7 protein-coding genes are annotated in these 14931 nt (G+C 70.7%); all 7 read left to right on the top strand.

Annotation, left to right across the window (positions count from 1 at the left end):
* Positions 1 to 596: 596 nt before the first annotated feature.
* The 7 genes from MON38_RS07400 (at position 597) to MON38_RS07370 (ending at position 14786) form a co-directional block, all read left to right on the top strand.
* Positions 597 to 1217 carry a hypothetical protein gene (locus MON38_RS07400; protein WP_241935521.1) on the top strand — a complete coding sequence of 207 codons (621 nt, stop codon included), beginning with the start codon at positions 597 to 599 and terminating at the stop codon, positions 1215 to 1217.
* Positions 1218 to 1613: 396 nt separating this feature from the next.
* On the top strand, positions 1614 to 4694 hold the full coding sequence (locus MON38_RS22650; RefSeq protein WP_277881394.1) for a proprotein convertase P-domain-containing protein: 3081 nt from the start codon (positions 1614 to 1616) through the stop codon (positions 4692 to 4694).
* 15 nt (positions 4695 to 4709) lie between these two features.
* A complete protein-coding gene (locus MON38_RS07390; protein ID WP_241935520.1) occupies positions 4710 to 7634 on the top strand; it encodes a beta strand repeat-containing protein in 2925 nt (974 codons plus the stop codon).
* A 126-nt stretch (positions 7635 to 7760) separates the two neighbouring features.
* Positions 7761 to 8435: a response regulator transcription factor gene (locus MON38_RS07385; protein ID WP_241935519.1), complete on the top strand. Its 675-nt coding sequence runs from the start codon at positions 7761 to 7763 to the stop codon at positions 8433 to 8435.
* Between the two features lie 168 nt (positions 8436 to 8603).
* Positions 8604 to 12647, top strand: coding sequence for a beta strand repeat-containing protein (locus MON38_RS07380; RefSeq protein WP_241935518.1), 4044 nt, complete (start codon positions 8604 to 8606; stop codon positions 12645 to 12647).
* A 57-nt stretch (positions 12648 to 12704) separates the two neighbouring features.
* Complete coding sequence (locus MON38_RS07375) at positions 12705 to 14315, top strand: tail fiber domain-containing protein (RefSeq protein ID WP_241935517.1); 1611 nt, start codon at positions 12705 to 12707, stop codon at positions 14313 to 14315.
* A gap of 225 nt (positions 14316 to 14540) precedes the next feature.
* Positions 14541 to 14786: a hypothetical protein gene (locus MON38_RS07370; protein WP_241935516.1), complete on the top strand. Its 246-nt coding sequence runs from the start codon at positions 14541 to 14543 to the stop codon at positions 14784 to 14786.
* Positions 14787 to 14931 lie beyond the last annotated feature (145 nt).

Here is a 14931-nt window from a genome sequence, read left to right as displayed (position 1 = left end):
GATTAAGCAAGCCCGGTTATATTTGGTTTCCGGCTCCGGCGAGCCCAGCCAACGCCCTAGCGCAGAGGCCCGCAGCCGGCCGGCTGTCCTGCCTTGCTCTACCCGCGCCGTGTTGTTTGCCCCGCTCCGTTGTGCTGCCGTCGAAGCCCTGGTTGGCCCGGTGCCCGGCCCGGGCGGGCGCGGGCGCGGCCGGCGGCAGTTCTTCCCGCTGCTTGTCCGGGGTTTTCCAGGTTTCGGTTGGCCCGGCCGCAGCGTGGGCCGCGCCTTCCTAATGGTAGGCAGGCCCGTCCTATGGGTAGGGGAGCCCTTCCAACGTTTAGGCAGGGCCGTCCTACGTTTAGGAAACGTCTTCCAACGCTTAGGACACGTCTTCCAACGCTTAGGAAGCAGCGCCCTACGTTTAGGACACGCCTTCCGACGTTTAGGAAGCGGCTACCTAAACGTCGGCAGGCGTCCGCTAAGCGGCGGGTTCCGCGTAGGCCGCCTCGGGCGGGCCGGGGCCGGGCGGCGGGGGACCGTATGGTGGCGAAGAAACCAGGTGCCTCGCGGCCTGCGGGCCAACTGTTTCCAGGTTTTTCGTCTACACCATTCTTCCCATGAGCTCCCGAAAATTACTCACCAATTTTGACAACGTGCCCAAGATGGAAATCGGGCCGCTGGCCCAGAACTGCCTCACCAACACGGTGGGCAACACGCGCTACCCCAAGGCCAAGCCCCAGACCGATGCGCTGACGGCCGCCCTCACCCCCTACCTGGCGGCGGCCAGCATCCTGCACCCCACCCCCACCCAAACCGCCGAGCTGAACCAGCTGCGCACCGCCCTGAACGCGGCCCTGAGCGCCGTGGCCCAGATGGCCAACCTGCTGTATCCCGACGACGAGGCCGCCTTGCTCTCCACCGGCCTGGCCCTCACCAAGGAGCGCGAGCGCCACACCACCCTGGAGGCCCCGCTCCGGTTCCAGCTCGTGGACGGCCCCACGCCCGGCACGCTCTGCGCCAAGGCCAAGCGCCCGCCCCACGCCGTGGCCCTGAAGTACCTCTACACCCTCGACCCCACCGATGCCGACATTGAATGGTACGTGGTGGTGGTGCGCGACGGCGACGCCCTGCTGACGCAGTGCAAGAGCGGCGACAAGGTGTACTGCAAGGTGGCCGCCGTGGGCGGCGACACCGACCAGCAGCCGTTTACGGACGTGCTGAGCCGCATTGCGCAGTAGCAGCCAGCCCGTAGGGGCGGGGCCTGCCCCCGCCCGCCGTTGCACGAACTCGTTGCGCTGGCGCGAACGTCCGGGCGGGGGCCGGCCCCGCCCCTGCTTCGCCTGGTGAGCAATGCCGCCGCCGCCGCCGTCCCGCCCGGGGCGGCGGCTTTTTTGGGCGTGGGCCGGACGGGCCCCGCGCCCGGCACCTACCGCAAATGCGGTAGGTGGGCGGCTTGTGCGTCGGCGGGCAGCGAGCGGAACTTTGCGGGACTGGCCGGCGCCGTGCGCGGCGCGGCCTTTGCCGTCGGCGCGGCGCCGAGGTCGCAGGCGGGCGTTGGGCGGGCGGCCTGGGCCGGGCAAACGCCCAGGCCGGGCGCGGCGGCGGCGGCTTTTCACCCCTTACCCCACGTACCCATGACCCATTTTTTCGCATCTGCCCGCCGGCCCGGCCCGGGCCCCCAACAACCCGCCGCCGGAGCCCGGTGGCTGGGGCTGCTGCTCATGGCCCTGGCGGCGGGGCTGCTGCCCGGCCGGGCGATGGCCCAGGCCGTGACGGCCCCGGCCCAGGCGTGCGCGGGCGCCGCGTTTTCGGTGACGGTGGCGCCCCTGCTTAGCGGGCAGAACCCCACGGCCCAGGCCATTCCTGACGCTGACGACGCGGGCATTGGCTCGGCCATTGTGCTGAGCGGCGCACCGGGTGGGGCGGTGGTGGGCAGCGGCACGGTGCTGCGCGTCACGCTCAATGTCAGCCACACCTACGACCAGGACCTGCGCTTCTTTCTGGTGGGGCCTGGCAACGCCGGCGCGCTGGAGCTGAGCATCAACAGCGGCGGCAGCGGCAACGACTACACCAACACCGTGCTGCTGACCACGGCCCCGAACATCATCGGCTCGACGGGAAACAATACCGCCCCCTTCACCGGCACCTACCGGCCCAGGGGCACCCCGGCCACGGCCATTGCCAGCGCGTATGTGAGCCAGCACGGCCTGCCCGCCGCCCCCCTGACGGGCAGCGCCCTAAACGGCACCTGGACGCTGCGCGTCTTCGACAGCGCGAGCGGCGACCCGGGCAGGCTGCTGGGCTGGAGCCTGGAGCTGAGCGACCCGGCCGTATCGGGCGCCGTGCCCGTCCTGAGCGGCCCCGGCACCGTGGGCGCGGCCACGGCCAGCGGCTCGGACTACGTGTTCGAGGTGCGCGATGCCCCGGTGGGCCGCAACGCCTACGTGGCCACCCGCAACGGCGCGGCGGCGGGGCGGGCCGTGGTGCAGGTACTGACGGCCAGCCGTGCCCAAACCGCGACGGCCCCCGCCCGCGCCTGCCTGGGCACGGCCGCCACCGTGGCCGTGACCGTGCCGCCCGGCAGCACGGCCGGCGAGAACCTGACGCCCCAGGCCATTCCCGATAATAACAACACGGGCATCAGCTCGGCCATTGTGCTGAGCGGCGCGGCGGCCGGGACAGTGGTGGGCAGCAACACGGTGCTGCGCGTCACGCTCAACATTGCCCATACGTTCGACGGCGACCTGCGCCTGTTTCTGGTGGGGCCCGGCAACGCCGGCACCCTGGAGCTGAGCACTGCCAGCGGCGGCAGCGGCAACGACTACACCAACACCGTGCTGCTGACCACGTCCCCAAACATCATCGGCTCGGCGGGCAACAACACCGCCCCCTTCAGCGGTACCTACCGGCCGGAGGGCACCACGGCCACGGCCGTCAACTCCTCGTTCGTGTCCCTGCACGCCCTGCCCGCCGCCGCCCTCACCGGCACCGCCCTGAACGGCACCTGGACCCTGCGCGCCTTTGATATAAGCGCCGGCGACGTGGGCACGCTGCAAAACTGGAGCCTGGAGCTGACCGACCCGGCCATTGCCAACACGGCGGTGGGCAGCACCACCCTCAGCGGCCCGGGCACCATCGGCGCGCCCGTGGTAGCCGGCAACGTGCGCACCTTCACGGTCACCAACTTCCGCAGCGGCCCCAATGCGTACACGGCCGCCACGCCCTACCTCACGGCCACCGGCTGCAACCCGGCCAATGCCACGGCTGCCATTGAGGGCACCAACGCCACGGCCTGGACCGGCGCGGCCGGCACCACCGACTGGTACACGGCCGGCAACTGGGATACCTGCGTGCCCATGGCCACCATCAACGCCGCCGTGGTCCCCGTGAACGGGGGCGGGCCCTACCCCCAGATAACCGGCGGCACGGCCGACGTGCGCAGCCTGGCCCTGGGCGGCAGCGCCACGCTCGACCTGGTGGGCGGCACGCTGCGCGTGAGCAACGGCAACCTCACGCTGGGGGGCGGCTTCGCGCACAGCGCGGGCACCGTGGTGCTGCAAGGCCCCAGCGACCAGAGCATCGCCACCGTGAACCCGCTGCGCAGCGTGAGCATTACCAGCACGGGCACCACCATGCTGGCCACGCCGCTCACCATCACCCAGGGCCTGACCTTTGGCGGCGGCCTGCTGCGCACCAACGGCAACCTGCTCACCCTAAGCCCCGGCGCTACGCTCAGCGAGTACCTCGAGGGCTACGTGCTGGGGCAAGTGCAGGCCACGGCCACCGTGGCGGCCGATGGCGTGGCCCGCACCTTCGGCAACATCGGCCTGGCCCTGACGGCCCCCAGCGGCACGGTGGCCCCCGGCGCCACTACCGTCACGCGCACCACCGGCACGCGCCTGGCCAACCCCAACCGGCCCGCCAACCAGAGCATTCCCCGCTACTTCGACGTGCAGCCCGCCACCAACACGGGGCTGCGCGCCACCCTGGCCTTTACCTATAGTTTGAACGACCTGAACGGTATTCCAATCGACCGCCTGACGATGTACCGGGCTACGGGCACCGGCGGCCCCTTCCAGGCCATTGCCAGCACGACCAGCGGCACCACGCTCACGGCCACCAACGTGGACCACTTCTCCGTCTGGACCCTGGCCGACGCCGCCGCCCCGCTCCCCGTGGAGCTGCGCGACTTCACGGCCACGGCCGTGGGGCCGGCCGCCGGCCCTGCCGCCGTGCGCCTGGCCTGGGCCACGGCCAGTGAGCAGAACAGCGCCGCCTTCGAGGTGGAGCGCAGCGGGGATGGCGAGGCATTCGAGCGCATTGGCACGGTGGCCGCCGCTGGCAGCAGCAGCACCGCCCGCAGCTACGAGCTGATGGATGCCCAGCTGCCCGTCGGCGCGGCCCGGCTCTACTACCGCCTGCGGCAGGTGGACGCGGATGGCAGCTTCAGCTACTCGCCCGTACGCACCGTGGCCCTGACCGGCGCGGCCGAAGGGCTGAGCCTGTACCCCAACCCGGCTGTCGGCGGGGCGGCCACCCTCACGGGCACGGTGCCCGGCGCGGTGGTGACGGTGACCGACGCGCTGGGCCGCCCGGTAGCCACGGCCACGGCCGACGCTTCGGGTGCGGCGGCGCTGAAGATGCCCGCCGGACTGCCGGCAGGCTTGTACGTGGTACGCGCCGGCGGCAAGGCCCTGCGCCTGACGGTGGAGTAGCCGGCCTTCCGGCTCGTGGTTGCCCTGGCCGCCGCCCCCTGCCGGGCGGCGGCTTTTTTGGCGGCGGGCAAGGCCGGCGGTGCGGCCCCGGCCTACCGCAAATGCGGTAGGCCGGCGGCTTGCGGCCCGCCCCCGGCGGGCCAGACCTTTGCGGCGCCATCCGGGGCCGCGGGCGCGGCGGCGGCGCTGGCACCCCACGATTTTGCCTGCTTGCTGATGATGCGTTTTAGAATAGGTAGTGGCCCGGCCGGCCCGGGCGCTTGGTGGCCCGCCGCCGGGGCCGGGTGGTGCGTGTGGCTGCTGCTGGCCCTGGCGGCGGGGCTGCTGCCCGGCCGGGCGGCCGCCCAGGCCCCGCTGCCCGACCGGCAGCTCTACGTCACCAACGGCCCGGTGAACGCCTTGGTGCGCGACGGGAGCACGGTCTACATTGGGGGCAGCTTCACCTACGTGGGGCCGAACACCCCCTACGGCAGCGCGCTCGATGGCGGCACGGGCGTGCCCGACCTGCGCGCGGCCCGACCCAACGGCACGGTGCGGGCGGCCGTGCCCGACGGGGCGGGCGGCTGGTATATCGGCGGCGACTTCACGCAGGTGGGCGGGCTGGCGCGCAGCCGCATCGCCCAGCTCGATGCCACCGGCGCCGTTACCAGCTTCGACCCCAACGCCAACAGTAGCGTCTTGGCCCTGACCGTGGCGGGGGGTACGGTGTACGTGGGGGGCGGCTTTACCAGCATCGGCGGGGCGGCGCGCAACCGGCTAGCGGCGCTCGACCCGGCCACGGGCCTGGCCCTGGCCGGTTTCGACCCCAACGCCAACGGCAGCGTCCTGGCGCTGGCCGTGGCAGGGGGCACGGTGTACGTGGGGGGGGCCTTCACCAGCATCGGCGGGGCCGTGCGCAACTGGATAGCGGCGCTCGAGGCGGCCACGGGCCTGGCCCTGGCCGGCTTCGACCCCAACGCCAACAACCCCGTGAATACACTGGCCGTGGCGGGGGGCACCGTGTACGTCGGGGGCCAGTTCACCAACATTGGCGGGGCCACGCGCAATCGCCTAGCCGCGCTCGACGCGGCTACCGGGCTGGCCGTAGCCGGCTTCAACCCCAGCGCCAACAGCAACGTCGCGGCCCTGGCCGTGGCGGGGGGCACCGTGTACGCCGGGGGCGACTTCTCCAACATCGGCGGGGCGGCGCGCAACAACCTCGCCGCGCTCAACGTGACCGACGGGCGGGCCGTGGCCGGCTTCAAACCTAACGCCAACAACCCCGTCTCGGCACTGGCCGTGGCGGGGGGCACCGTGTACGCCGGGGGCCAGTTCACCAGCATTGGCGGGGCCACGCGCTTGCGGATAGCGGCGCTCGACGCGGGCACGGGCCTGGCCCTGGCCGGCTTCGACCCCAGCGCCAACAACCCCGTGAATGTGCTGGCCGTGGCGGGAGGCGCGGTGTACGCCGGGGGCACCTTCACCAGCATCGGCGGAGCGGCGCGCAACCGGCTGGCGGCGCTCGACGCGGCCACGGGCGTGGCCCGGGCCGGCTTCGACCCCAACGCCAACGGCACCGTGAGTGCGCTGGCCGTGGGGGGGGGCACGGTGTACGCCGGGGGGGCCTTCACCAGCATCGGCGGGCTGCCGCGCAGATGCATCGCCGCGCTCGACGCGGGCACGGGCGTGGCCCTGGCCGGCTTCGACCCCAACGCCAGCAGCACCGTGAGTGCGCTGGCCGTGGCGGGGGGCACCGTGTACGTGGGGGGCAACTTCACCGCCATCGGCGGGGCCACGCGCAACCAGCTAGCGGCGCTCGACGCGGGCACGGGCGTGGCCCTGGCCAGCTTCGACCCCAACGCCAACAACACCGTGAGTGCGCTGGCCGTGGCGGGGGGGGTGGTGTACGCCGGGGGGGCCTTCACCACCATCGGCGGGGCCGTGCGCAACTACGTGGCGGCGCTCGACGCGGGCACGGGCGTGGCCCTGGCCGGCTTCAATCCCAAGGCCAACAGCAACGTCTATGTCCTGGCCGTGGCGGGGGGCACGGTGTACGCCGGGGGTTTCTTCAACAACATCGGCGGGGCGGCGCGCAACCGCCTGGCGGCGCTCGACGCGGGCACGGGCGTGGCCCTGGCCGGCTTCAACCCCAACGCCAACAATACCGTGAATACGCTGGCCGTAGCGGGGGGCACCGTGTACGCCGGGGGCGATTTTACAAACATTGGCGGGGCCGGGCGCAACCGGATAGCGGCGCTCGACGCGGGCACGGGCGTGGCCCTGGCCGGCTTCGACCCCAACGCCAGCAGCACCGTGAGTGCGCTGGCCGTGGCGGGGGGCACAGTGTACGTGGGGGGGCAGTTCAACAACATCGGCGGGCAGCCGCGTATCGGCCTGGCGGCGCTCAATGCCCTTACCGGCGTGCCCCTGCCCGTGGAGCTGACGGCCTTCACGGCCACGGCCAACGGGGCCAACGCTGTGCGCCTGGCCTGGGCCACGGCCTCGGAAAAGAACAGCCAGGCCTTCGAGGTGGAGCGTAGCGCCGATGGCCGCGCGTTTGCCCGCATCGGCACGGTGGCCGCGGCGGGCAGCAGCAGCCGCGCCCGCCGCTACGAACTGCTCGACGGCCAGCTGCCCACGGGCGTGGCCTTTCTCTACTACCGCCTCAAGCAGGTAGACACCGATGGCACGTTCAGCTACTCGCCGGTGCGCACCGTGACGCTAGCGGGCGCGGCGGCCGGCCTGACGGTATATCCCAACCCGGCCCACGGCGGCACGGCCACCCTTACGGGCACTGCGCCCGGCGCGGTGGTGACGGTGACGGACGCGCTGGGCCGCCCCGTGACTACGGCCACCGCCGACGCTTCGGGCACGGCAACGCTGGCGCTGCCGGCCGGCACTCCGGCGGGAGTGTACGTGGCGCGGGCCGGCGCGCGCGCCGTGCGCCTGACGGTGGAGTAGTCTGTTCCAGCGGATACCTTAAGCCCCCGGACCGACGGCCGGGGGCTTTTTGCTGCGCCCGACCTGCTCGAAAAACAACATGTTTATGTCATACCGCCGCATGATTCTGGGCCGGACCTTTGCTCCATGCAATTCCCCCTGGCCCTGGCCATCATCGAAGACCAAGCCTCCATCCGCGACACGCTGCACGAGTACCTCTGCGCCCAGCCCGAGTTTCGCTGCGTGCTCATCGCGGATTCGGTGGAGGCGTTCTTGCGGGGGCTACCCACGGCTGCCGCCCCACCCCAGCTCGTGCTCTCCGACATCGGCCTGCCTGGCCTCACCGGCATCGAGGGCCTGCCCCTTATTCAGCAGCTCCTGCCCGAGGCCCAGGTGCTCATGCTGAGCGTGTATGCCGATGCCGAGCGGGTATTTGAGGCCCTGCGGGCCGGCGCGGTGGGCTATTTGCTCAAGAACACGCCCCTGGCCCAGCTTAAGGAGCACCTGCTGCAGGTGGCGGCGGGCGGCTCGCCCATGAGCCCCGGCGTGGCCCGCTTCGTGGTGCAGGCCTTTCAGCGGCAGCCGGCGGTAGCCGCTCCGGCAACGATGGTCCTGGAAAGGCTGCTGCCCGAGCCCCTCACGGCGCGCGAGCTGGAAGTCGTGCGCGGCATTGAAGACGGGCTCAGCTACCAGCTCATTGCCGAGCGCCACTTCATCAGCCTCGACACCGTGCGCAACCACATCCGCAGCGTGTACCGCAAGCTCCAGGTGAACTCGCGCGGCGAGCTGCTGGCCCAGGCCCTGAAGCGCCGCCGCGACTAGCCCGCCCGGTGCGGGCACCCCCAATATGACATGTTCATGTCATACCGCCGCGTGGCCGGGGGCCGGACCTTTGTGGTCTTGCCCCTTGGTAAGCATTTGCTGGCCGACGGCTTTCAACTCGCCAAAGCGGAGCCGGCTTATTCTCCGTCCAATTCTTTGTTTATGCCCATGAAACACCTCTTCCCGACCCTCGGGCACCCCGGCCGCGTGCGGCCCCTGCTGCTGCTGCTGGCCCTGCTGCTGGCCGGGCGGGCCGCCCGGGCGCAAGGCCTGACCATCACGACGCTGGCCCCCACGCGCAACCAAGGCAACGTGTCCTCCAGCGCCAATGTGGCGGTGACCTTCTCCCAAACCTTGCAAAACACGGCCGCGACCCTGGGCGCGGTGCAGGTATACAGCCAGCAGCGCGGCGGGCGGATGCGCAACGGGGCGCGGGGCACGGCCACGGCAAGCGGCAACACGCTCACCTTCGACCCGACCAACAGCTTCAAGCCGGGCGAAACCCTGCTGGTGACCACGACCACGGCGGCCACGAGCACCAGCGGCGCGACGTTGGCAAAAGGCAAGGTGCATCAGTTCACGGCCGCCACGAGCAGCATCGGGCGCGGCATCTTCGCGGGCGGCAGCAACCCGGCCACGAGCAGCTACCCCACCAGCGTGGCGGTGGGCGACGTGGACGGCGACGGCGACCTCGACCTGCTCACGGCCAACTACAACAGCGGCGGCACGGTGAGTGTGCGCCTGAACGGGGGCGACGCGAGCGGCTCCAACACGGGCGTGTTCAGCAACGGCAGCGACCCGGCCGTGGGCAGCGACCCTACCAGCGTGGCGGTGGGCGACGTGGACGGCGACGGCGACCTCGACCTGCTCACGGCCAACTATAGCAGCGGCACAGTGAGCGTGCGCCTGAACGGGGGCGACGCGACGGGCAGCAACACGGGCGTGTTTTCGGGCGGCAGCGACCCGGCCGTGGGCAGCCGCCCCGCCGGCGTGGCGGTGGGGGACGTGGACGGCGACGGCGACCTCGACCTGCTCACCGCCAACCAGAACAGCAGCACGGTGAGTGTGCGCCTGAACGGGGGCGATGCCACCGGCTCCAACACGGGCGTGTTCAGCGGCGGCTCCGACCCGGCCGTGGGCAGTTCCCCCACCAGCGTGGCGGTGGGCGACGTGGACGGCGACGGCGACCTCGACCTGCTCACGGCCAACCAGATTAGCCCCGGCACGGTGAGCGTGCGCCTGAACGGAGGCGACGCGAGCGGCTCCAACACGGGCACGTTCAGCGGCGGCTCCGACCCGGTCGTGGGCAACCGCCCCCTCAGCGTGGCGGTGGGGGACGTGGACGGCGACGGCGACCTTGACCTGCTCACGGCCAACTACAACAGCCCCGGCACGGTGAGCGTGCGCCTGAACGGGGGCAATGCCAGCGGCTCCAACACGGGCGTGTTCAGCAACGGCAGCGACCCGGCCGTGGGCAGATACCCCTACAGCGTAGCGGTGGGGGACGTGGACGGCGACGGCGACCTCGACCTGCTCACGGCCAACCGCAACAGCAGCGGCACGGCGAGCGTGCGCCTGAACGGGGGCGACGCGAGCGGCTCCAACACGGGCACTTTCAGCAACGGCAGCAACCTGGCCGTGGGCAGCTACCCCACCAGCGTGGCGGTGGGGGACGTGGACGGCGACGGCGACCTCGACCTGCTCACCGCCAACAGCCTCGGTAACTCGGTGAGTGTGCGCCTGAACCAGCCGCCACCGCCCACCATCAGCGGCTTTTCGCCCGCCAGCGGGCCGGTGGGGCAAACCGTGACCGTGACGGGCACCAACTTCACCGGGGCCACGGGCGTAACGGTGAACGGGGTGGCGGGCACCCTCACGGGCACGCCCACGGCCACGAGCCTCACCTTCACGGTGGGGGCGGGCAGCACCACGGGCCTTATCCAGGTAACCACGCCGGGCGGGGTGGCTAGCAGCAGCAGCAGCTTCACGGTGGTGCTACCGCCCACCATCAGCAGCTTTTCGCCCGCCAGCGGGCCGGTGGGGCAAACCGTGACCGTAACGGGCACCAACTTCACCGGGGCCACGGGCCTGACCCTGAACGGGGCGGCGGTGAGCGGCTTTAGCGTCGTCAGCGGCACGAGCCTCACCTTCGTGGTGCCCGCCGGGGCCAGTTCCGGCCCCATCGCCGTGACCACGCCGGGCGGCACGGCCACCAGCAGCACCAGCTTCACTTTTCTGCCGCCGCCCACTATCACGAGCGTGGCACCCGCCAGCGCCAACACGGGCACCTCCATCACCGTCACGGGCACGGGCTTCACCGGGGCCACGGGTGTCACGCTGAACGGGGTCACCATCACCGGCTTCACGGTGGTGAATGGCACGACCATCACCTTCATCCTGCCGGCCGGGGCCACTTCCGGCCCCGTGGCCGTGACCACGCCCAACGGCACCGCCAGCAGCAGCAGCGCGCTGACGGTGGACAACACCCCGCCCACGGCCACGCTCAGCACCCCGGCTAACCCCACGAGCATCTCACCCATTCCCTTCACCGTCACCTTCTCGGAAGGCGTGACCGGCTTTTCGGCCGCCGGCCTGACCATTAGCAACGGCACCGTGACGCCCGGCAGCGTGAGTGGCAGCGGCGCCACCTACACCTTCACCGTCACGCCCACCAGCAGCGGGGCGGCGGCGGTACTCGTGGGCGTGGGCGTGCTGGCCAACGCGGCCCAGGACGCGGCCGGCAACCCTAACCCGGCCTCGGGCACTACCAGCGTCACCTTCGTTCCGCCGCCCGACCTGGCCAACACCGGCACCTTGCTCACGGTGCAGGCCGGCGGCATTCTCTTCGTGGGCACCACCGGCTTCACCAACCAAAGCGGCACCCTCACCAACCCCGGCACTATGCGGGTTGATGGACCACTCGCCAACGCCGGCACCCTTAATCTGAGCAGCGGCACGCTGGAAGTGCGCGGCGACTTTGCTAACACCGGCACCCTCACCCCCGGCACCAGCGCCGTCACCTTCTCCGGCACTACCAACCAGACCCTGACCGCCGGCGGGGCCACCCTCTACCAGGTGCTGGTGAATAAGCCCACCGCCGGGGCCAACGTTCTGACCCTGGCCGGCGACCTGACCGTGAGCAATGCCCTGACGCTGACGACCGGCCTCCTGGCCACCGGCCCCAGCGCCAAGGTGCTGCTCGGCCCCGCCGCCACCCTTAGCGAAACGGCCCCCGGCTACGTGACGGGCACCGTGGAAACTACCCGCTCCGTGAGCACCGCCGGCACCGCCCAAACCTTCGGCGGCCTGGGCCTGCGCCTCACGCCCACCGGGGCCACGCTGCCCGGCAGCACCCGCGTGCGCCGCACCACCGGCACGGCCCTGACCGGCGCGGGCACCAGCCAGAGCATCAAGCGCTACTTCGACATCGTGCCCGCCGTGAACACCGGCCTGAACGTGACCCTGGCCCTGACCTACCGCGACGACGAGCTCAACGGCATTGCCGAGGGCAACCTGGCTTTGTTCAAGAGTGAAACCAGCACCGCTGGCCCCTGGGCCAAGCAGGCCGGCACCACCTTCGATGCCGTGGCCAACACGGCCACCAAGGCGGGCATCACGTCCTTCTCCTTCTGGACGCTGGGCAACGCCAGCAACCCGCTGCCCGTGACGCTGCTCGACTTCACGGCCACGGCCGAGGGGCCGTCCGCCGTGCGCCTGCGCTGGGCCACGGCACAGGAGCTGAACAACGCCGGCTTCACGGTGGAGCGCAGCACCGACGGCAGCCGCTTTGCCGACGTGGGCACCGTGGCCGGGGCCGGCACCAGCGCCGCCCGCCACGACTATGCCCTACTCGATAGCCAGCTGCCGGCCGGCGCGACCCTGCTCTACTACCGCTTGCGCCAGACCGACCGCGACGGTACCGTGGCCTACTCGCCCGTCCGCGCCGTGGCCCTCACGCAGTTGCTCACGCCCTCCTTCACGGTGTTCCCTACCCGCGTGGCGGCGGGGCAGAATGCCCGCTACCGCTACACCGGCCCGGCCGGGGCGGGCACGCTCGACGTGCTGAGCGTGCTGGGGCAGGTGCTGGGCACCGTGGCCCTCGACGGCCGCCCCGATGGCCCGGTGCCGCTGGCCGGCCTGGCCACTGGCGTCTACTTCCTGCGCTACACCGGCCCGGCCGGCCACTTCACCAGCCGCCTGGTGGTGGAGTAGCCCGCCGCCCCGCCTTGCTTTTACAATCATAACCGCTCCGTTTTCACTGTTTTCCCCATGAATTATTCTCCCCTCTCCCGGCGCGCCCTGTTGCTCGCCCTCTTTGCCACCGCCACCGGCGCGGCCCGCGCCCAGAACATCGGCGTGGGCACCCTCACCCCCAGCGAGAAGCTGGACGTGGTGGGCGGCAATGTCAAAATCAGCACCAGCGGCAGCAAGCTGATTTTTCCCGATGGCACCACCCAGGGCACGGCCGCTACCGGGGCGGGCTTTATCCAGAACACCACCACCCAGCAGGCCACCAGCAACTTCAGCATCAGCGGCAGCGGCACGGTGGGCGGCGTGGTGCAGGCGGGTACCGACGTGTTGGTGGACGCGGCCAACGGCAACACCGGCACCGCCGCCAACGCCCTGCGCTTCGGCGGCAGCAGCAGCGGCGAGGGCATCGGCAGCAAGCGCAGCAGCGGCGGCAACCAGTACGGGCTGGACTTCTATACCATATCGACCAACCGGATGAGCATCACCGGCAGCGGCAACGTGGGCATTGGCACCACCGCCCCCGGTCAGAAGCTCGAAGTGAACGGCAACGTGCTCGTGAACCTTGCCTACGACTTGCTGCTCCGGGACACTAACCACGGCCTGGGGTTCTACAATAGCGCCAAGCCCTGGAATGGCCTCGACGTGAACGGTCCGGCCTTGTACGGCTATGCGGGCGGCGTGCTGGGCACCAACCAGGGCGGCACCCGCACCACAGCCTTGTACTGGAACAGCACCGGCCAGGTGGGCATCGGCACCAGCAGCCCTTACTCGCGCCTCTCGCTGGGCGGCACCCCCAATGCTAACGCGCCCGCCGGGCGACTGGCCATTTACGAAGATGCCAACGGGCAGAGCTTCTACGGCCTGGGGCTGGTGCAGAACCCCGGCGGCCAGTTCGGGATGGGCCTGTGGGGCAGTTCGGGGTTGGCCCTGCCCTACGGCGGCAGTGCGGGGGGCACCTTGCCCCAGCTCTTCGTGCAGAGCGGCGGCAACGTGGGCATCGGTACCATCAGCCCCAGCGTGGCCCTCGACGTGGTGAGCGGCGGTACTACCCAGCTCAACCTCACCAGCACCGCCGGCGACCCCAACGGCGTTATCACCATCAACGTGCCCACCACCAACACGGGCTGCGCCGGCTGCACCGAGCTGATACAGTTCAGCCGCCCCAGCCAGACCCTGGGCAGCATCACCATGAACGCGGCCAGCAACGGCGTGAACTACAACACCACCTCCGACAAGCGCCTCAAGGAGCATGTAGGCCGCACCCGCTTCGGCCTGGCCGACCTGCTCAAGCTCGAAGTGAAGGACTACAACTTCATCGGCCAGCCGGCCACGAGCCGCGTGACGGGCTTTCTGGCCCAGGACCTGTTCAAGGTGTACCCCGATGCCGTGAAGGAGGGCGACTACGGTACCACCGTCACCAACCAGTGGGCCGTAGACTACGGCAGGCTCACCCCTCTGCTGGTGCAGGCCATCCAGGACCAGCAAAAGGAAATCGAAGCCCTCAAGGCCCAGAACGCCGCCCTGCAAACCGGCAGCGCCGCCGACCACGCCAGCCTGCTCACCCTGCAAGCCCAAGTGGCCCGCCTACTCGGCGACACGCCCCCCGCCACGGCGCAGGCCAACAAGTAGCGCCCCGCGCCCACCGCAACTGAAAAAGCCCCCGGCCGCGTGGTCGGGGGCTTTTTGGTGGCTGGCTGGCCGAGCCGAGGTTGCAGCCGCACAAGGCTTTTTTATTGAATGGCGGGTGGGCTGACAGCGACGGGCCTGCTGGTTGGCGGGAAGCCAGGCAAGCTGGGTAAAAAGGATGGCAATACGAGTAGCGGGAAAGGTCAAATGACTGGGTGGAAAGGTCAAATGAGCCACTGGGAAAGTCAAATAGCCGACTGGAAAGGTCAAATGGGCAGCGGGAAGGATTTGCTGCGGAAAGCTGCCGATGCACTGGGTAAAAAAGAGCAGCTGTGGAGCCGCACGGCTGGCCCGGCCGATGCCAAAAGCTGGTGCTGCCGTACCAGCGAGAAGGAGCTTACGCGGCTGGCCACCGTCACGCACCTGCCCTACTTCGACAACCGCCCCAACGTGAACCCCGCCGAGGTCGAGTAGCGCGACCACTACGCCTACTACCTGAAGAAAAACGAGGTGGTGGGCGCTCTGAGCGCCACCTACACCCTACTGGTGCCTTCCGGCAGCCACGCGTAGGCCGAGGCGGCCAGCCGGTTGGCCGGCTGAAACCCGCCACTCGGCCGTA

The organism is Hymenobacter cyanobacteriorum (assembly GCF_022631375.1).
Lineage (GTDB): Bacteria > Bacteroidota > Bacteroidia > Cytophagales > Hymenobacteraceae > Hymenobacter > Hymenobacter cyanobacteriorum.
This window is presented reverse-complemented; position numbering and strand designations above follow the sequence as displayed.